This is a genomic window from Duganella sp. AC237 (assembly GCF_979254035.1).
The window spans coordinates 2,671,771-2,691,085 of record NZ_CEEDEW010000003.1; the positions used below are offsets into that span (position 1 = coordinate 2,671,771).

Consider the following 19,315-nt stretch of genomic DNA (forward strand, 5'->3'; position numbering starts at 1 on the left):
TTCTCACTCTAGCTCGCACTATATCCGGATTTTATTTCTTTGGCAATGCAGTATTGATGCGTGCGTGGCCTTTTTGTGTTCAGGACAAACTATAATCTCCGGACAACATTTATTTTCCGGAACACAGTGACTTATCCCTTCCTCCAAGGCGGCGGCCAACTTGCGCAGATCATTGCTTCCCACGATTGGAGCAAGACCGCGCTCGGCCCGATCGACGCCTGGCCTCAGTCGCTGCAAACGACGGTGGCGCTGGTGCTGCGCTCGACGTTGCCGATCGTGCTGCTGATGCGCGAGGAGGGGGTGATGATCTACAACGACGGCTATTCGGTGTTCGCCGCCGGGCGCCATCCGATGTCGCTGGGATCGAACGTGCGCGAGGCGTGGCCGGAGATCGCCGACTTCAACGACCACGTGATCAAGGTCGGACTGGCGGGACAGACGCTGGTCTACAAGGACCAGCAGCTGACGGTCAACCGCAACGGCGGGCCGGAACAGATCTGGCTGGACCTGGACTATTCGCCGGTGCTCGACGAGGCCGGCACGCCGGTCGGCGTGATGGTGCTGGTGATCGAGACCACCGCCAAGGTCAAGGCCGAGCGGCGCTTGCTCGACGAGGCCGAGCGCATGCGCATCATGTTCGAGCAGGCGCCCGGCTTCATGGCGATGCTGTCCGGTCCCGATCACGTCTTCATGTCGGCCAATCCGGCCTACCTGGCGCTGGTCGGCCAGCGCGAGCTGATCGGCCTGCCGCTGCGCGAGGCGCTGCCGGAGGCCAACAGCCAGGGCTTCGTCGGCCTGCTCGATAAACTGTATGCGTCCGGCGAGACCTGGTCCGGCACGGCCGTGCCGTTCTTCCTGGCCGCCACCGGCGACCGCCCGCCGCGCGAGCGCTTCCTTGATTTCGTCTACCAGCCGCTGCGCGACACCGCCGGCGCCGTGTGGGGCATCTTCGTGCAGGGCGCCGACGTGACCGACCGCGTGATGGCCGAGAACCTGCTGCGCGCCAGCGAAAACACCTTCCGCACCTTGGCGCAAACCATTCCCAGCCAGGTCTGGCAGGCCAACGGCGACGGTGGCCTGGACTGGTTCAACGACCAGGTCTACCGCTATTCCGGCACCCGGCCCGGCGAGCTGGATGACAACCGCTGGGCCGAAATCGTCCACCCGGAGGACCTGCCGGCCGCCAGCCAGGCGTGGATCGTGGCGGTGGCCACCGGCCAGACCTTCGAGACCGAGTACCGCATCCGCCGCGCCGACGGCATCTACCGCTGGCACCTTGTGCGCGCCTTGCCTATCGTCGACGACCACGGCGTGGTGCAGCGCTGGGTCGGCACCAGCACCGATATCGAGGACCAGAAGTCGACCGCCTACAAGCTGCAGCAGCAGGTGGCCGAGCGCACGGCGGAGCGCGACCGCATGTGGCGCTATTCGACCGACGTGATGATGGTGGTGTCGCTGGACGGCTGGGTCAGCGCCGTCAATCCCGCCTTCACCCGCTTGCTGGGTTGGGAGGAGGCGGAGGTGATCGGCACATCGCTGTATAAGCTGATCCACCCGGACGACATGGCCGCGTCGACGGCGGAAATGGCCTCGCTGGCCGAGGGCCGGCATACCTTCAAGTTCGAGAACCGCACCTTGCGCAAGGGCGGCGGCCACGCGATCCTGTCGTGGACCGCCGTGCCGGACGAGCGTTTCGTGCACGCCGTGGGCCGCGACATGACGGCCGAACGGGCGGCGGCCGACGAAATGCGCCGCACGGCGGCGGCGCTGCAGCAGTCGCAGAAGATGGAGGCGATCGGCAAGCTGACCGGCGGCGTGGCGCATGACTTCAACAATCTGCTGCAGGTCATCTCCGGCAACCTGCAGCTGCTCAGCGGCGACGTCAAGGGCAACGCGCGCGCCGAAAAGCGTCTCGAGCACGCTCTGGCGGGCGTCACGCGCGGCGCCAAGCTGGCCAGCTATCTGCTGGCGTTCGGGCGGCGCCAGGCGCTCGATCCGAGAGTGGTCAAGATCGGCCGCTTCATCGCCGGCATGGAGGACATGCTGCGCCGTTCGCTGGGCGAGGAGATTGAGGTGGAAACCGTGATCTCCGGCGGCTTGTGGAACACGCTGGTCGACACCGCGCAGGTGGAGAACGCGGTGCTCAACCTGTGCATCAACGCGCGCGACGCCATGGACGGCGTGGGCAGGCTGACCATCGAGGTGGGCAACGCCATGCTCGACGACCAATACGCCGCCACCCATCCGGAGCTGGCGGCGGGCCAGTACGTGATGATCGCCATCAGCGACACCGGCAGCGGCATGAGTCCCGAGGTGCTGGCGCAGGCGTTCGATCCGTTTTTCTCGACCAAGCCGGAAGGCAAGGGCAGCGGCCTGGGATTGTCGATGGTTTACGGCTTCGCGCGCCAGTCCGGCGGCCACGTGAAGATCTACAGCGAACCGGGAAGTGGCACCACCGTCAAGCTGTACCTGCCCCGTTCGACCGAGGTCGAGGACGCGCCGGCGCCGCCGGAAATGCGCGCGGTGGTGGGCGGCCAGGAAACCATCCTGGTGGCCGAGGATGACGACGGCGTGCGCGCCACCGTGGTCGAAATGCTCAGCGAGCTCGGTTACCGCGTGCTCAAGGCGAACGACGCGGCCAGTGCGCTGAGCATCATCGACAGCGGCCTGCAAATCGACCTGCTGTTCACCGACGTGGTGATGCCGGGCGCGCTGCGCAGCCCCGAACTGGCGCGCAAGGCGCGCGAGCGGCTGCCGGGCATCGCGGTGCTATTCACGTCCGGCTACACGGAAAACGCCATCGTGCATGGTGGCCGGCTCGACGCCGGCGTCGATTTGCTGGGCAAGCCTTATACGCGCGAGGCGCTGGCGCGCAAGGTGCGCCATGTGCTGGCCAACCGCCAGCATCAGGTGCAGCTGGCGGCGCAACCGCCGGCGGCTGCCGTGGCGGCGGCCGACAACGCCGCCGCCACGGCCGGCTTGCGCATCGTGCTGGTGGAGGACGAGCAGGAACTGCGCGAGACCACCACCGAACTGCTGGAACTGCTGGGCCATACGGTGCTGCCGGCCGGCGACGCGGCCGCCGCGCTGGTGTTGCTGCAAGGGGAAGCGGTGGATGTGATGATCACCGATATCTCGCTGCCGGACCTGTCCGGCGAGGTGCTGGCGGCGCGCGCCCGCGCGTTGCGGCCCGATCTGCGTATCATCTTTGCCAGCGGCCAGCATCCGCGCTTTCCGCTGGAGGGGGCGCAATTGCTGCTCAAGCCGTTCAGTGTCGATAAGCTGATGCAGATGCTGGCATCCGTGGTCTAAAGCACATTATTAATGCAATTCTACTAAAAATTAATGTGGTTTTTGGATAGAATTCTTGGTATATTGCTTCACTTCATCTAAAGTTTCTTTAGGGAAGCTTTTCGCGCGCGGCTCAAGCCGTGTAGCGACATTGCCATCTTTCCCATTCTGAAGAACAGACGCCCGTCTGTGGTCGCCGGCGCCCTCGCGCCCGAACACGGCGTACCGGCGACCGCGCCAGGCACCATCGGGAACACAGACAGGAATATCGCATGACCGCTCGTTGCTTGACCCTGCTTTTATTGATGCTCTCGGCCCTGCTGCCGGGCGGCCGGCCGGCGTTCGCCGCCGAGGGCGGCCCGCATGATCCGGTGATCGTGGTGTCGGCCAAAAATCCGCTGTCTTCGCTGCGTTCCGGGCAGGTGGCGGCCATCTTCATGGCGCAAACCGACCGCTTTCCCGACGGCGCGGCGGCGGTGGCGCTCGACCTGCCGCCCGGCAGCGCCCTGCGCGACGCCTTCTACCGGCGCGTGGCGGACCGCTCGCCGGCGCTGATGAAGGCTTACTGGAGCAAGATGGTGTTCACCGGACGTGGCCAGCCCCCGCGCGAGTTGCACAACAGCGCCGCCGTCCGCCGCCTGGTGGCCGACAATCCGGCCATGATCGGCTACATCGACCGCGCCGCCCTCGACGCCAGCGTCAAGGTGCTGGAGGTGCGGCCATGACGGCATCCAGGGCGGGCGACAGCCTGCGCGCGCGCTGGCTGCGGCGCGGGCTCGATACGTACATCTCGCTGCCGCTGTTCGCGCTGCTGCTGCTGGTGGCGATCTGGCTGCTGTCGCTCAACGAGATCGATGTCGAACGCGGGCGCGCGCGCGCGGCCGCCGCCGATTCGCTGCGCGAGGTGCTGGGCACCTACGAGGCGCAGGTGGCGCGCGGCCTGGACGGCATCGATCAAACGCTGCGGGTGCTCAAGTACGCGGTCGAGCGGCGCGGTACCCTGGGCGCGCTGCCGGAACTGGGCCGCGAGGGCTTGCTGCCGTCGGGCCTGGTGTTCACCGTCAGCATCGTCGACCGCGACGGCATGACGGTCGCCATCAGTCCGCGCGCGGCGCCGGCATCGGTGGCCGACCAGCGCTACTTCAACTTCCACCAGCAGCGCGACAGCGGCACGACCTTCGTCGGCGAACCCACGCGCGATGTCGCCAACACCGAGTGGCACCTGCACTTCACGCGGCGGCTCGATGACGAGAAAGGCAACTTCGCCGGCATCGTCATGGTCGAAACCGATCCCGCCTATTTCACCAGCGGCTATGAGCGCAGCCGCATGGGCGAGCGCGGCATGCTGGGGCTGATCGGCACGGACGGCGTCGTGCGCGCCTTGCGCATCGGCGACAAGGTGTCGTTCGGCCAGCGCCTCGAGACGCCCGCGGCGCCCGCCAGCCTGCAGTCGGTGGCCCGGCCCCAGCCGGAGGACGGCGTGAGCCGCTTCAGCGGCGTGAGCGAACTGCATGGCGTGGCGCTCAAGGTCGTCGCCGGTCTGGACGAGAAGGAACAGATGGCCGAGTTCGAGCGCAAGCGGCGCGAGATCCTGTGGCGGGCCGGCGCGGCCAGCCTGGCGCTGGCGATCGCCACCGGCCTGCTGTGGCTGTGGTCGTGGCAGGGCGCGCGCCACCGCGCCCGCGTGCGGCGCGCGCAGGAAACCTATGCGGCGGCGTCGGCGGCCAGCCTGGACGCCTTCTTCGTCATGCGCGAGGTGCGCGACGGCGCCGGCGCCATCGTCGACTTCAAGATCGTCGACGCCAACTTGCGCGCCGAACAGTTCACCGGCGTCAGCCGCGAGCGCCTGTGCCGCACCACCTTGCTGCGGCTGGTGCCGGCGGCGCGCGAGAACGGCATGTTCGCCGACCTGGTGCGCGTGACGCAGGCCGGCGGCGTGCACGAGCAGGAATGGGAAAACACCATCCCCGAGCTGAGCGCGCGCTGGCTGCACCAGCAGGTGGTGCCGGTCGAAGGCGGCGTGGTGGCGATCGTGCGCGACATCACCGAGCGCAAACTGGCCGAGGAGCGCATGCAGCACCTGGCCCACCACGACACGCTGACCGGCCTGCCGAACCGCATCCTGATCACCGAGCGGCTGGAGCTGACCATCGCGGAGGCGCGTGGCCATGGTGGCGGCGCCGACACCTTGCTGGTGGCGTTCATCGATCTCGACGGCTTCAAGCTGGTCAACGACGGTCTCGGTCACAACGCCGGCGACGCGCTGCTCAAGGTGGTGGCCGGACGCATGGCCGCCTGTCTGCGCCCGGGCGACACCGTGGGCCGCTTCGGCGGCGACGAATTCGTGCTGATGCTGCGGCAGGCCGCCCGCGACGACGGTCAGGCCGGGGCGGCGGTGCTGGAACGGGTGCGCGAGGCCGTGCTACAACCGATCAGCGTTGGCGGACAGCAGGTGCAGGTCAGCTGCAGCATCGGCGTGGCGGTCCATCCCCACGACGGCGCCGACGCCGAAACGCTGCTGATGCACGCCGACGCGGCGATGTACCGCGCCAAGGAGCTGGGCAAGAACAACTGCCAGTTCTATGCGCGCGAAATGAACGCCGAGATCGAGCAAAAGCTGGTGCTGCTCGAGGGCATGCGCCAGGCGCTGGAGCACCGGCAGTTCCGGCTGGTGTACCAGCCGAAGGTGGACTTGCGCAGCGGCCGCATTTTTGGCGCCGAGGCGTTGGTGCGCTGGGTGCATCCGGAGCACGGCGTGATCGGGCCGGACCGTTTCATTCCGCTGGCCGAGGAAAGCGGCATGATCGTGGCGCTGGGCGAGTGGGTGCTGCGCGAGGCGTGCCTGCAAAACCGCGCCTGGCAGGACGCCGGCCTGGCGCCGCTGTGCATCTCGGTCAACGTTTCGCCGCGCCAGTTCGAGGAGGGCCGGCTGGTCGAGCGGGTGGCGCTGGCGCTGGCCGACAGCGGCATGGCGCCGCGCTGGCTGGAGCTGGAGGTGACCGAGGGCGTGATCATGCGCGACCTGGCGCGCGCGCTCGGCAAGATGGCGCAGTTGCGGACGATGGGCGTGGCGCTGTCGATCGACGACTTCGGCACCGGTTATTCCAGCCTGTCGGCGCTCAAGTCGTTCCCGATCAGCACCCTCAAGATCGACAAGTCCTTCGTGCGCGACCTGGCCCACAGCGCCGGCGACCAGGCCATCGCCAGTTCCATCATCGGCCTGGCGCACCGGCTCAAGCTGCGCGTGATCGCCGAGGGCGTGGAAACCGAGCAGCAGCGCGGCTTCCTGCGCGCCAACGGCTGCGACGAGATGCAGGGCTATCTGTTCAGCGAGCCGCTGCCGCCGGAGCAACTCGCGGCGTTGCTGGCGCGCTCGGCGGACGCCGCGCCGCCGCCCGTGCGGTTCAGCGAGGTCGCCGCGTAGGCGGTCACCCGAAACAAAATTCCCGAACACATCTTTGTCGCTGGTAAATTCGCGCTCCGTGCGGGGCGCGCGCCCGGCGCGGGTTTGCCGCACAGTCGCGCGTTTGATGTGAAACAAGGCCGCACGGCGGGACGCGATCTACTCTGGTCGAGCTTCCGGAGGCCCGTCATGCACAACGTCACACCGTCTATTTTCACTGTCCGCTACGCATATTTGCCGGCGCGGCCGCCGCGCGCGCCCAGGCTCGCCTTCTTCTTCGCCTTTGCGCTGTGCATGCTGGGCGGCTGCGCCACCAGCATGCACAGCGCGCCCGCGCCGGAAGACGCCGAGGTCATTCCCATCACCGAGCAATGGCTGGACGCCGAGCAGAAGAGTAACGCCAGCGCGCCGGCGGCCGGCCAGGACCTGGGCAGCCTGGCCGTCACCGAGCCGGGCTTGTATACCTATATCCTGGGCGTCGGCGACGTGCTGGCAATCACCCTGTGGGACCATCCGGAGCTGACCGGCGCGGTGGCGCGCGACCAGGGCGTCGACGGCGCCGGACTGGGGCCGCCGGCCGCCAGTTTTGTCATCGACCAGCACGGCAAGCTGCAGTTCCCGTTCGCCGGCAGCATGGACTTCGCCGGGCTCACGCGCGAGCAGGCCGGCGCCTTGCTGACCAAGCGGCTGGCGCGCTACTTCCGCGATCCGCGCGTCACGCTCAGCGTGCAGGCCTACCGCAGCCAGCGCGTCTACATCGACGGCGAAGTGCGCACACCGGGTCTGCAAACCGTCAACGACATTCCGATGACCCTGCTCGAGGCGGTCAACCGGGCCGGCGGCCTGACGCCCAACGCCGACCAGAGCCGCATCACCGTCGAGCGCGCGGGGCGGCGCCACCAGGTCGACCTGATCCGGGCGCTGCGCGACGGCCGCCACGCCGCCGCCGTGATGCTGGCCAACGGCGACATCGTGCGGGTGCCGCCGCGCGACGAGAGCAAGGTGTTCGTCGCCGGCGAGGTGTTGCAACCGCGTTCGCTGACCATGCATGACGGCCGGCTGACCCTGAACGAGGCGCTCGGCGAAGTCGGCGGCATCAATCCGCAGAGCGGCGACGCCGGCCAGGTGTACGTGGTGCGGCAGACGGCGCAGGGGCCGCGCGTGTACCGGCTCGACGCCCGGCCGTCGCGGGCGCTGGCGCTGGCCGAACGCTTCGCGCTGCGCCCCAAGGACGTCGTGTACGTGGCCGCCTCGCCGCTGGCCAACTGGCACCGCGCGATCAGCCAGCTGTTCCCCGGCGAGCTGTCGTCCGCCGTCGGCGCCACCACCAGACCATAGGCCCACCATGAACGACGCTTACGACACCCCGCCGCAACTCAGCGCGCTGCGCGGCATCGCCGCGCCGACCCAACTGATCGAGCGGGTCGACCTGCCGCCCGAGCCGGATCCGGGCGCGCTGCCGTGGCGCGCGTACTTCCAGACGCTGGTCGCGCGCCGCTGGCTGATCGTCGGCGTGGCCGCGCTGTGCACCCTGGCGGCGCTGGCGTACGCGCTGGCCGCGCGCCCGGTGTACGAGGCCAACATGCTGCTGCACGTGGAGGAGGACACCCCGAACGCGTCGAAGAACATCCTCAACGATGTGTCGTCGCTGTTCGAAACCAAGAAGGCGGCGATCGCCGAGATGGAACTGCTGCACTCGCGGCTGGTGGTGGCGCGGGCGGTCGACACCTTGCGCCTGTACATCGACGCGCGGCCGCGCTATTTCCCGCTGGGCGGCGAATGGCTCGCGGCGCGCCGCGGCAGCGCCCTGTCCGCGCCCGGCCTGCTGGGCCGCGGCGGCTATGTGTGGGGCGGCGAGAAAATCGAGGTCGCCAGCTTCGACGTGCCCGACGCCATGTACAACCAGGACTTCGCCATCACCGCGCTCGGCGGCGGGCGTTACCGGCTCGCCGACAGCAAGGGGCGCCCGGTGCTGGAGGGCGAGACGGGGCAGGCCGCGCACGCCGCCGGCCCCGACGGTCCGATCGACCTGTTGGTGACGCGGCTGCGCGCCAACCCCGGCGCCCGCTTCACGCTGCGCCGCAGCTCGCGCCTGGCCGCGCTCGAGCAGGTGCAGGGCGCGCTGCAGATCGCCGAACAGGGCAAGCAGTCGGGCGTGATCGCGGTCAAGCTGCACGGCGCCAACCCGCAGCAGGTGTACGCCACCCTGACCGAAATCGGCACCGAATACATGCGGCAAAACCTGGCGCGCCGCACCGAGGAGGCGCAAAAGACGCTGGCCTTCCTCGACCGCCAGCTGCCGGTGCTGCGCCACCAGCTCGAAGCCGCCGAGGCCAGCTACAACGGCTACCGCAGCAGCCACGCCACCGTCAACCTCGAGCAGGAGGTGCGCATCGCGCTCGACACCCTGGCGGCGGCGCAGACGCGCCGCAGCACCTTGACGCAAAAGCGCGTCGAGCTGCTGGGGCGCTACACCGACGAGCATCCGCTGCTGCAGGCGCTCAACCAGCAGAGCCGCGAGACGCTGCGCGAGATCGACGCGCTCGAGACGCGCATCAGGCGCCTGCCGCTGGTCGAGCAGGAGCAGGCGCGCCTGGCGCGCGACGTCAAGGTCAGCACCGACCTGTACACCGAGCTGCTGAACACGGCGCAGCAGTTGCGCCTGGTGGCGGTGGGGCGGGTGGGCAATGTGCGCATGGTCGACATGCCGGTGGCGCCGGAGCGTCCGCTCAAGCCGAACCGTTCGCTGATCGTGGCGCTGGGCATGGTCACCGGCTTGTTCCTGGGCGCCTTGCTGGCCTTCGCCAGCAAGGCGCTGGGCGGCGGCATCGACGACCCCGAGCGCATCGAGGCGATGCTGGGCGCGCGCACGGTGCACGCGACCATCCCGCACAGCCGCAGCCAGGACCGGCTGCGGCGGCAGGCCCGCAAGCGGGCGCCGCTGCTGCTGGCGCAGGCGGCGCCGGACGACGCGGCGGCCGAAAGCCTGCGGGCGTTCCGCGCCACGCTGCAGTTCGTCTTGCCGCACAGCCGCAACAACGTCGTCAGCTGCCTGGGGCCGACGCGGCGGGTGGGCGCCTCGTTCGTGTCGGTCAACCTGGCGCTGCTGATGGCCTCGGGCGGCAAGCGCACCTTGCTGATCGACGCCGACCTGCGCGACGGCCGGCTGCACGAGTACTTCGGCATCGAGCGCTCCGGCGGGCTGGCCGAGTGCCTCGCCGGCGCGCTGCAGCCGCACATGGCGGTGCGCCACGGGGTTGCCGACCATCTTGATTTCATTCCTTGTGGCAGCGTGCTGCCGCAGCAGACCGAGCTGTTGCAGCACCGCCACCTGGCGAGCCTGCTCGAGTCGCTCGGCGCCCGCTACGATGTGGTGCTGATGACGGCGCCGCCGGTGATGGAGGCGGCCGACGCGCTGGTCGTCGGCGCCCACGCCGGCGCCGTGTTTCTGGTCACGCGCGCCGGCGTGACCACCGAAGTGCAGCTCAACGCGGCGGTCAAGCGGCTCAACCAGGCCGGCATCGCGCCGCACGGGGTGGTGTTCAACGACGCGTGACGGCACGCGCGCGCTTTTTTTGTTGCAATAATGTCTTGCCAGAATTTTTTTTCTAAAAGCATTGAACTATAGAATTTGATTCAGATCAAACCTTCCTCATTCACTTCATGAACGAGGAAAGTCTGATGAACAATTCTGTCAACTACCTGTCCCAAGGGAGCGCCACGACCATCGGTCTGGGCGCCTGCGCAATGCTGCTGGCCGCTTGCGGCGGCGGCAGCGGCGGCGACCAGGGACGGCAGGCGGCCACGGCGGCGCAAGCGCTCGTGCTGGCCGCCAGCGTCACCTACAACGGCGCGGCCGCCGCCAGCGAGCTCTATGTTTCAACCACAGGTTCAGACAGCAACCCCGGCACCCAGGCGGCGCCATTCCTGACCATCGGCCGTGCGGCGCAGGCGGCCACGCCCGGCACCGTCGTGCACGTCGCACCCGGCACCTATGCCGGCGGCTTCGTCACCAGCACCAGCGGCACGGCCACCGCGCGCATCAAGTATGTGTCGGACCGCAAGTGGGGGGCGAAGATCGTGCCGCCGGCCACCTCCACCACGGCGGCGGCGTGGGACAACCGCGGCGACTACGTCGACATCGTCGGCTTCGAGGTCGACGGCAGCGCGGCGCGCGCCGGCACCGTCTGGACCACCGGCATCTACACCGGCGGCTCGTTCGGCGGCGTGCACGGCAACCGCGTGCACCACATCGGGCGCGGCGCCTGCGCCACGGGCGGCGGCATCGGCGCCGACAGCTATTTCAACGGCAGCGCGCATGACGTCCGCGACAATATGGTGCACGATATCGGCGCCGACGGCTGCCGCACGATGTACGGTGTCTACGTCAACAGCGCCGGCACCGATGTCAAGAATAATATCATCCACGGCATCTCGAACGCGGCGGTGCGCCTGTGGCACGACGCCTCGGGCGTCGATGTCGTCAACAACACCATCTTCGCCTCCGACACCGGCGTGGTGGTGGGCAGCGGCGATTATTACCACGCGACGGCGGCGGGGGACAATTCGCGCGTGACGAACAACATCGTCTACGACACCGTCTATGGCGTGGTCGAACAGGGCAACATCGGCTCCCACAACACCTATGCGAACAACCTGATGTTCCAGCAGTCATCCCAAGGCTACCTGCTCCTGAAGGGCGTGGCGGTGGCGACCATCGCGGCCGCGCCGCAGTTCGTCAACTACGTGCGCACCGGTGGCGGCGACTATCATTTGCGCGCCACCTCGCCGGCGATCGACAAGGGCCTGGCGGTCGACGCGCCACCGGTCGACTTCGACGGCAGGGGCCGCCCGTCCGGCGCCGCCGACGATCTGGGCGCCTACGAGTACGCCGGCACCACGCCGACGCCCACCCCGACGCCGACCCCGACGCCGACCCCGACGCCGACGCCAACACCGACGCCTACCCCGACGCCGGCCACCGCCAACCACCTGTACGTTTCCACCGGCGGCTCGGACAGCAATTCCGGCACGCAGGGCTCGCCGCTGAAGACGATCGCGCGCGCCGCCGCGCTGGCCGCGCCGAGCACCACCGTGCACGTGGCGCCGGGCAACTACGCGGGCGGCTTCAGGACCAACGCCAACGGCACCGCGAACGGCCGCATCTACTACGTCTCGACCACCAAGTGGGGCGCGAAGATCGTTCCGCCGGCGAACTCCAGCAGCAGCGTGGCCTGGGACAACCGCGGCAATTATGTCGAGATCAACGGCTTCGAGGTGGACGGCAGCGCCTACCAGAGCGGCACCAAGTGGCGCAGCGGCATCTACAACGGCGGCTCCTACGATGTCATCCGCAACAACCGGGTGCACCACGTCGCCCAGAACATCGCGTGTGACGGCACCGGCGGCTCGGCCATCGGGGTGGACTCCTACTACAACGGCGTCAAGGGCGATGTCATCAATAACTTTGTCTACGACATCGGCCCGGCCGGCTGCAGCCATGTGCACGGCATCTACGTCAGCACCTCGGGCAGCGTGGTCGGCAACGTCGTGTACCGCGTCGCCCAAGGCGCGATCCACCTGTGGCACGACGCCACCGACGTCGTCATCGCCAACAACACCGTGGCCAACTCCGGCATCGGCATCATCGTCGGCGGTGGCGACTTCTACCACGGCGGCGCCGGGGCCGATAACACGCACGTGGTCAACAACATCGTCTACGACAACCGCTACGGCATCTCTGAACAGGGCAAGACCGGTACCCGCAACACCTACCGCAACAACCTGGTGTACCAGAACGCCAACTACAACTTCAGTTTGCGTAACGGCCTGGTGGCCAGCGGCACGGTCAGCGCCGATCCGCAGTTCGTCTCGTACACCCGTACGGGAACGCCGGACCTGCACCTGCGCAGCATCTCGCCCGCCAAGGGCGCCGGCACCACCACCTACGCGCCGGCGGTCGACATCGCGGGCACGCCGATGCAGCCGGTCAGCATCGGCGCATATAAGTAAACCGCGGTAAGGGGAGGCAAGCGGCGGCAGACCATGCCGCCGCCGGCGGACCGGTCACTAGCCGGCTTCGCCCGCCGCCGGCGCCCCCAGTTTGCCGCCGGTCCGTCCCGGCAGGCATTGCTTGATGAACCGTCGCAGCCTGGACGTCTGCGCCTCGAACGGCAGGTGGATCAGGTAGGACAGCGAGACAATGATGGCCAGCATGGCGGCATATACCATGATGCTGGCCGGATCGTCGGGCGACAGCAACGCGCCGCCGCGGTAGGCCCACAGCATCCGCAGCAGCGGCACATGCAGCACATACAAGGTGAACGAGAAACCGGCCAGGAAGGCGCCGGCCGCCACCAGCGGCCGCATCGCGGCCGGATCGCGGCGTCTCGCGCCGCACAGGCACAACAGGAACAGCCCGCTGTACAGCAGGTCCCATCCCAGCGATTGCGCGTCCAGGTCGCCGTCCTGCCCCTGCAGGCGCAGCGCCACGGCCAGCGCGCCGAACAGCAGCCAGCCCGCATGGCGCTGGAGCCGGCCGAGGTCGAGCCGCACGCGCGAGGCCCCGGCCCCCATCAACCACACCAGGAAGTACAGCGCGATGACCGAGCCGAGGCAGAACGCCAGCGCCACCGCCGCGACGGCGGCGGCCAGCCGCCACTGCGTGGTGCCGGGCCGCAGCGCGAGCACCAGCAGCGGGAACAGCGCGTAGTACCAGGTTTCGTAGGCCAGACTCCACAAGGGGAAGTTGCCGCCGAAAACGGGCACCGCCATTGTCTGCACGCCGGCCAGATTACCCAGCAAGGTGGCCAGCGACCACGGGCTGGCGTCGGCCAGCCTGGGTTGTTGTGCGTCCAGCTCGCCGCTGCCCAGGCCGAGCAGCAGCATCAGCACGAAGGCCGGCAGCAACACAATCCACAGCCGCGTGACCCGGTCGATCGCGTAGTCGCGCAGCGCGCGCGGCTTGCCGATGCGGTCGAGCAGGCTGCCGCCCACCAGCCAGCCGCTGAGCACGAAGAACACCACCACCGCCTGATGCGCGAAGCCGGAAAAGAACGACAGCCCGAGGTACCACAGCGACGGCTCTTGCAGCGTGCTCAGGCCGGGGAAGACTTCGGCGCGCAGATGCGCGGCCGCCACCTGCAGCGCCGCCAGGCCGCGCAGCAGCGAGATCAGCGGCGACTGCCACTCGTGCGGTCCCAGCCGGCTTTCCTTGAGCAGGCGCAGGCGCGGCCAGCCGCTTGCCCGCGCGGCGGCCTGCGCGGTCCCGGGCGCCGCCGCCGCGGCCGGCCGCCCCGACAGCAGCGCGCCAAGCGTGTGGAACAGGATGCGCAGGTCGGTGAACAGGCTGCGCTGCTGCACATAGCGCACGTAATAATCGAGCTTGACCGGCAGCACCTGCTTCACGTAGGTCCGTTCCGGGTCGGCCGCCCGGCGCAGGATCTCGCCCTCGTCGCGGAAGTGGATCGCGGCCCAGTCGGTGATGCCGGGCGGCACCGACAGCACGATGTCGCGCACCGCCGGCGGATAGTGTTCCACATAGCGCGGCACCTCGGGACGCGGCCCCACCAGGCTCATCTCGCCGCGCAGCACGTTGAACAGTTGCGGCAATTCGTCGAGCTTGTGGCGGCGCAGCAGCCGGCCGGCGCGGGTGGCGCGGGCGTCGTCCGCCAGCGACAGCAGGCCGATGTCCTCGGCAGAGGCGTGCATCGTGCGGAACTTGACGATGCGGAACGCCACGCCGTTGCGCCCGACCCGGCGCTGGCGGTACAGCACCGGCCCGGCCGAGTCGGCCTTGATCCACGCCGCCAGCACCAGCATCAGCGGCGCCAGCAGCAACAGGCCTGCCAGCGCGGCGACGATATCGAACCAGCGTTTGGTTAACATAGCAGCTCCGTCAGGGTGGCGATGACGCGCGCCTGGTCGGCGTCCGTCATGCGGGTGTACAAGGGCAAGGTCAGCAGGCACTCGTAGCCGGCCTCTGCGCGCGGGAAATCTTCGGGCCGCAGCGCGTAGCGCTCGCGCCAGTAGGGCTGGCGGTGCAGGGGGATGTAGTGCACGCTGGTGCCGATGCCGCGCTCGGCGAGCAGTTCGATCAGCCGGTCGCGCGCCAGCGGCGCGCCCGCCGCCAGCCGCACCGGATACAAATGCCAGGCGTGCTGGCCATCGGCGTCGGCGTCCGGCGGCAGGCGCAGCGGCAGTGCGCGCAGGCCCTCGGCATAGCGCGCCGCCAGCGCCTGGCGCCGCGCCAGGAAGCGGCCGATCTTGCGCAGCTGTTCGCAGCCGATGGCCGCCGCGATGTCGGTCATATTGTATTTGTAGCCGGGCGCGACGACCTGATAGAACCAGGCCGGGCGGCGCGAGGTGTAGCGGTCGAAGGCGTCCTCGCTGATGCCGTGCAGGCGCATGACCCGCACGCGCCGCAGCAGCGCCGGATCGCGGCAGACCACCATGCCGCCTTCGCCGGTGGTGATGGTCTTGTTGGCGTAGAAGCTGAACACGGTGGCGTCGCTGTCCAGGGTGCCGACGGCGCGGCCCTTGTACAGCGTGGGGAAGGCGTGCGCCGCGTCCTCGACCACGCGCAGATTGTGGCGCCGGGCCAGCGCCAGGATGGCGTCCATGTCGCAGGCCAGGCCGGCGTAGTGGACCGGCACGATGGCGCGCGTGCGCGGCGTGATGGCGGCGGCGATGGCGTCCGGGCAGATGCACAGGGTATGTTCGTCGACGTCGACCAGCACCGGGTCGGCGCCGAGGTAGCGCACCACCTCGGCGGTGGCGGTGAAGGTCATGGTCGGCACGATCACCTCGTCGCCGGCGCCGATGCCGAGCGCCTCGAGCGCCAGGTGCAGGCCGGCGGTGGCCGAGTTGACGGCCACGCCGGTGACGCCGCCGCCGAGGAACGCGGCGAAGTCCTGCTCGAAGCGGCGGCTGACGGCGCCGGTGGTGATCCAGCCCGAGCGCAGGCATTCGAGCACGGCGGCGGCCTCCTCGTCGCCCAGGTCGGGCAGCGCGAACGGCAGGAAGTCGGTGGCGGTGGCCGCCGGGCGGGGCGCCGCGTCCAGCGGCTGGCGTGATGAGGGCATGATGTCTCCTTGGTGGGCGTGTCAGGGCGGCGGCGCGGCGCAGGCGGCCAGGAAGCGGCCGGCCAGCAGCGCGTAATTGAGGTGGGCGCGGGCGTAGCCGGCGCCGCGCTGGCCCAGTTCGTAGCGGCGCGCCGCCGGCATGGCGGCCAGGCGGGCGATGGCGGCGGCCAGCGCGGCCGGATCGTCCGGCGCCAGGCTCAGGCCGCACCCGGCCTCGGCCACCGGATCGTTGGCCGCCTCGACCGCGTGGAGGATGGGCCGGGCCGCCATCATGTAGTCGCCCAGCTTGTTGGGGGAGATGCCGAAGCGGTACAGCGGCTGGCGCCGCCAGCCGAGGTAGGCGAGGTCGAAGCCGCGCAGCAGCGCCGGCATGTGGCGCTTGGCCAGCGGCTCGAGGAAGTGGACGTCGCGCAGCCCGGCGGCGGCGGCCTTGCGCTGCAGCGCCTGCTTGTCGGGGCCGGCCCCGGCCAGCACGAACGCCAGCGGCCGGCCCTGCAGCAGCGCGGCGGCGTCGAGCAGGGTGTCGAGCGCGTTGGCCAGGCCGTGGCTGCCGGCGTACCCGACCACCGTGCGGCCCTGCCGGCGCAGTTCGGCCAGCAGGGCCGCCGCCGGCGCCGGCAGCGGCAGCGGCGGCAGGTCCCATTCGTCGAGGTCGACGCCGTTGGGCACCACGTGCAGCTTGTGCGGCGCCATGCCGCGCGCGGCCATGTGGGCGCCGGCCTTGGGCAGGATCGAGATGACGGTGTCGGCGTGGCGGTAGGCGTAGTCCTCGGCCGCCTGCATCAGCACGACGAACGGGTGCCAGGCCGGCATGCCGCCCAGTTCCACCGGCGACAGCGGCCACAGGTCGTGCACCTCGAACGCCAGGCGCGCGCCGGCCAGCGCGGCGATGCGGCGCGCCGGCCAGATATCGGCCGGGTAGGTGCTCGAGGCGATCACCAGGTCGGGCTGGAAGTTGCGCGCCAGGCGCGGCGCGCCCCGGTACAGCGCGGCGACGAAGGCGGCCATGTTGGCGGCGCGCCCCAGGCCGTTGCCGCGGTAGGCCGGCGTCGCGTGCCAGCGGTAGTCGATGCCGTCGATGGTCTCGTCGAGCACGCGGCGCCCGTTCAGCTCGGGCGCCAGCGCGCGCAGGTGCGAATTCGACGAGGCGACGATGCGCACCCGGTGGCCGGCGCGCACCCATTCGCGCGCCAAGTAGTAGGGCCGGTACTCCATGCCGTGCCGCACCGAACCGGCGTAGTGGTTAATCAGCAGTATGTTCATCGGTGTTGCCCTCGTTGTTGCCTTGTTGCGCTATGGATGATCGGGTCGCGGCCGGCCGTCACCAGCGCCAGGCCTCGACCAGCCGCCGCAGGTTGTGGCCGCTGCTGGCGGCCCAGTTGGTGCGCCATTGGGCCGGATGGGTCAGCAGGCAGATGCGGCGGTAGGCGCCGAACGCCGCGCGCGGCGGCATCGGATGGAAATACTGCGGGTAGGGGCGGTCGCTGATGTACAGGTCAAAGCTCGACAGCAGTTCGCGGTCGTAGCTTTCGCAGGCGATGCCGCAGCGCGCGCGCAGCGCGGCGTCGTCCAGCAGTTCGTGGTTGATCATGCCCAGGCGACGGTTGGCGAAGTCGCCGTGGCTGGCGACCGTGTGCAGCTTGCTGCCCAGCTGTTCCTCGATGCGGCGGAAGTTGCGCTCGAACTGGGCGCGGATCTCGTCCATGCGGGCGCGCACCCGGGCCGGGTCTTTCAGGTGGGCCCGCTTGGCGTAGGTGGCGATCTCCTCGTAGTGGTAGCTGGCCTCGCTGCCATAGCGTTCGATCTCGCGCATCAGGCCGAAGTCCAGGGTCGACAGGCGGAAATAGTAGCTGGCGCGTACGCCGTGTTTTTGTTCCAGCTCGAACATGCGGCGCGCGGTCGGCAGGTCGGTGTCGATGTCGTGGCGGTGCACCAGCACCCGGCCGCCGCCGGCGCGCCCGCCGCGCAGCGCCGCCAGCCACGCGCGCACCGACGTCTGCCGGTAGCCCTCCTGGCGCGCGTGTTGCAGCAGCGCGTCGTAGTGGGGCAGGCGCGACGGCATCAGGTAGTCGCTGTAGAGGCGATTGATTACGGTGCGCATGATGTTCAGCGCAGGCTGTAACGGACGCGGTAGGGGGTGAAGCCGAGCATGGTCTTGAATTGCCGCAGGCCGGGCTGGGCGCCGAAGAAAGTGTCGTACATCAAAAACTCCGGACCGTGGCCGGCCTGCAGCTCCCGCAGCAGCAGGCTGACGATGTCGGTCACCAGCAAGTGCATGACGCCGTCGTTGTTGCGGTAGCCGATCAGTTGCGAGAAGGCGGTGAAGTTGCCGTAGCGTCCAATGTTGCAGTAGGCCATCAGCTTGCCCTCCTTGTTGAACACGCCGAAGTAGCGATAATGGCTTTGCGTCTCGTAGTGGACCTTCTTGTCGCGGTAGCTGGCGTCCATCGGCCTGCCTTGCCGGCTGTCGAGGCTGGTGTTGATGTCGTGGATGGCGTCGACATGGTCGTTGCGGTCGATCTCGGCGAGCGAGTAGCCGCGCCTGCGCGCCTTGCTGACATAGGTGGCCGCGCCGCTGACACCGGTGATGCCGTCGGCACAGGCGGCCGTTCCGGCCAGGCGGCGCAGGTCGATCAGGGCCACGCCCAGCTGCTTGTAGCCGAACACCTTGTATTTCGGGTGGGGGCTGGTGAAACGGCGGTGGGTTTCCCGCACGTCGTCCGGATGGAAGCTGGTGTCGAAGCACAGCTTGGCGACCGGCAGCCGGACCACGTCGAGCATCAGTTTGCATTGGTTGGCGAGCTTGTTCATCATGGTGTCCTCAGCAAATGGAGTAACGAATACGGTAGGGCTGGAAGCCCAGTTTTTTCTTGAAGTTGCGCAACCCCGGCAGCGCGCCCAGGTAGGTGTCGTACATCAGGTAATTGAGGCGGCCCTCGTCGATCAGGCGGCAGGCGATGTCGGCCAGCAGCAGGTACATGACGCCGTCGTTGTTCTTGTAGCCGAGCAGGCGGTCGGTGGCGGCGAAGTCGCCATAGATGCCGACATCGCCGTAGGCCACCAGCCGGCCATCCTTGTCGAGCACGCCGTAGTGGCACAGGCCGTCCACCGGGTCGTAGCACGCGGTCCTGGTGGCGTAGGCCGGGTCCATCGGCCGGCCCTGGCGCTCGTCGGCCGAGGTGTTGATGCTGTGGATGTCGTCGATATAATCGTTGCGGTCGATCTCGGCGACCGTGTAGCCGCGTTCGCGGGCGCGCCGGCTGTGGTAGCCGGCGTAGTCGCGCCGCCGCAGCGCGTGCAGATAGGCCTCGCCGCTGTCGTAGGCGCGCAGGTCGATCAGCGCGACGCCGATCGATTTGTTGCGCACCAGCCGGTAGCGCGGATGCGGCTGGGTGAACAGGCGGTGGGTGCGCCGCACCAGTTCGGGGTTGAGGGCGGTGTCGAAGCGCAGCCGCGCGCGCGGCAGCCGGACGATGTCGGCGGCCAGGCGCGACATTTCCCGCAGGCGCGCGATGTGGTCAGAGATGTTCATGGAATT

At 69.1% G+C, this 19,315-nt stretch carries 12 protein-coding genes; 6 read left to right on the plus strand and 6 right to left on the minus strand.

The window, feature by feature from the left end:
- Positions 1–126 precede the first annotated feature (126 nt).
- The 6 genes from AC0IYS_RS12230 (at position 127) to AC0IYS_RS12255 (ending at position 12,706) form a co-directional block, all read left to right on the plus strand.
- Complete coding sequence (locus tag AC0IYS_RS12230) at positions 127–3,312, plus strand: hybrid sensor histidine kinase/response regulator (RefSeq protein WP_471705393.1); 3,186 nt, start codon at positions 127–129, stop codon at positions 3,310–3,312.
- Between the two features lie 251 nt (positions 3,313–3,563).
- Complete coding sequence (locus AC0IYS_RS12235) at positions 3,564–4,016, plus strand: type 2 periplasmic-binding domain-containing protein (protein ID WP_471705394.1); 453 nt, start codon at positions 3,564–3,566, stop codon at positions 4,014–4,016.
- Positions 4,013–6,715: a bifunctional diguanylate cyclase/phosphodiesterase gene (locus tag AC0IYS_RS12240; protein WP_471705395.1), complete on the plus strand. Its 2,703-nt coding sequence runs from the start codon at positions 4,013–4,015 to the stop codon at positions 6,713–6,715. Before AC0IYS_RS12235 ends, AC0IYS_RS12240 begins: the two co-directional genes overlap by 4 nt.
- A gap of 168 nt (positions 6,716–6,883) precedes the next feature.
- Positions 6,884–8,032 carry a polysaccharide biosynthesis/export family protein gene (locus AC0IYS_RS12245; protein WP_471705396.1) on the plus strand — a complete coding sequence of 383 codons (1,149 nt, stop codon included), beginning with the start codon at positions 6,884–6,886 and terminating at the stop codon, positions 8,030–8,032.
- 7 nt (positions 8,033–8,039) lie between these two features.
- Positions 8,040–10,250, plus strand: coding sequence for a GNVR domain-containing protein (locus AC0IYS_RS12250; RefSeq protein WP_471705397.1), 2,211 nt, complete (start codon positions 8,040–8,042; stop codon positions 10,248–10,250).
- Positions 10,251–10,375: 125 nt separating this feature from the next.
- Positions 10,376–12,706: a DUF1565 domain-containing protein gene (locus tag AC0IYS_RS12255; RefSeq protein WP_471705398.1), complete on the plus strand. Its 2,331-nt coding sequence runs from the start codon at positions 10,376–10,378 to the stop codon at positions 12,704–12,706.
- A 57-nt stretch (positions 12,707–12,763) separates the two neighbouring features.
- Here AC0IYS_RS12255 and AC0IYS_RS12260 read toward each other — a convergent pair whose 3' ends face one another.
- From AC0IYS_RS12260 to AC0IYS_RS12285, 6 genes are read right to left on the minus strand one after another with little or no spacing between them, the layout of a single operon-like run.
- Positions 12,764–14,581: a sugar transferase gene (locus AC0IYS_RS12260; protein WP_471705399.1), complete on the minus strand. Its 1,818-nt coding sequence runs from the start codon at positions 14,579–14,581 to the stop codon at positions 12,764–12,766.
- On the minus strand, positions 14,575–15,777 hold the full coding sequence (locus AC0IYS_RS12265; RefSeq protein WP_471705400.1) for a DegT/DnrJ/EryC1/StrS family aminotransferase: 1,203 nt from the start codon (positions 15,775–15,777) through the stop codon (positions 14,575–14,577). The genes AC0IYS_RS12260 and AC0IYS_RS12265 overlap by 7 nt, the downstream gene beginning before the upstream one ends.
- A gap of 21 nt (positions 15,778–15,798) precedes the next feature.
- Positions 15,799–17,040: a glycosyltransferase family 4 protein gene (locus AC0IYS_RS12270; RefSeq protein ID WP_471705401.1), complete on the minus strand. Its 1,242-nt coding sequence runs from the start codon at positions 17,038–17,040 to the stop codon at positions 15,799–15,801.
- Positions 17,041–17,098: 58 nt separating this feature from the next.
- On the minus strand, positions 17,099–17,878 hold the full coding sequence (locus AC0IYS_RS12275; RefSeq protein WP_471705402.1) for a hypothetical protein: 780 nt from the start codon (positions 17,876–17,878) through the stop codon (positions 17,099–17,101).
- A 5-nt stretch (positions 17,879–17,883) separates the two neighbouring features.
- Positions 17,884–18,591, minus strand: coding sequence for a hypothetical protein (locus AC0IYS_RS12280; protein WP_471705403.1), 708 nt, complete (start codon positions 18,589–18,591; stop codon positions 17,884–17,886).
- A 7-nt stretch (positions 18,592–18,598) separates the two neighbouring features.
- Positions 18,599–19,309, minus strand: coding sequence for a hypothetical protein (locus AC0IYS_RS12285; RefSeq protein WP_471705404.1), 711 nt, complete (start codon positions 19,307–19,309; stop codon positions 18,599–18,601).
- Between the last annotated feature and the right edge of the window lie 6 nt (positions 19,310–19,315).

Excerpts from the sequence above, each read along its gene's own strand:
- AC0IYS_RS12265 (WP_471705400.1), bottom strand. The coding sequence starts at position 15,777 with ATGCCCTCATCACGCCAGCCGCTGGACGCGGCGCCCCGCCCGGCGGCC.
- AC0IYS_RS12260 (WP_471705399.1), bottom strand. The coding sequence starts at position 14,581 with ATGTTAACCAAACGCTGGTTCGATATCGTCGCCGCGCTGGCAGGCCTG.
- AC0IYS_RS12250 (WP_471705397.1), top strand. The coding sequence starts at position 8,040 with ATGAACGACGCTTACGACACCCCGCCGCAACTCAGCGCGCTGCGCGGC.
- AC0IYS_RS12245 (WP_471705396.1), top strand. The coding sequence starts at position 6,884 with ATGCACAACGTCACACCGTCTATTTTCACTGTCCGCTACGCATATTTG.
- AC0IYS_RS12280 (WP_471705403.1), bottom strand. The coding sequence starts at position 18,591 with ATGATGAACAAGCTCGCCAACCAATGCAAACTGATGCTCGACGTGGTC.
- AC0IYS_RS12235 (WP_471705394.1), top strand. The coding sequence starts at position 3,564 with ATGACCGCTCGTTGCTTGACCCTGCTTTTATTGATGCTCTCGGCCCTG.
- AC0IYS_RS12255 (WP_471705398.1), top strand. The coding sequence starts at position 10,376 with ATGAACAATTCTGTCAACTACCTGTCCCAAGGGAGCGCCACGACCATC.
- AC0IYS_RS12275 (WP_471705402.1), bottom strand. The coding sequence starts at position 17,878 with ATGCGCACCGTAATCAATCGCCTCTACAGCGACTACCTGATGCCGTCG.
- AC0IYS_RS12240 (WP_471705395.1), top strand. The coding sequence starts at position 4,013 with ATGACGGCATCCAGGGCGGGCGACAGCCTGCGCGCGCGCTGGCTGCGG.
- AC0IYS_RS12285 (WP_471705404.1), bottom strand. The coding sequence starts at position 19,309 with ATGAACATCTCTGACCACATCGCGCGCCTGCGGGAAATGTCGCGCCTG.
- AC0IYS_RS12270 (WP_471705401.1), bottom strand. The coding sequence starts at position 17,040 with ATGAACATACTGCTGATTAACCACTACGCCGGTTCGGTGCGGCACGGC.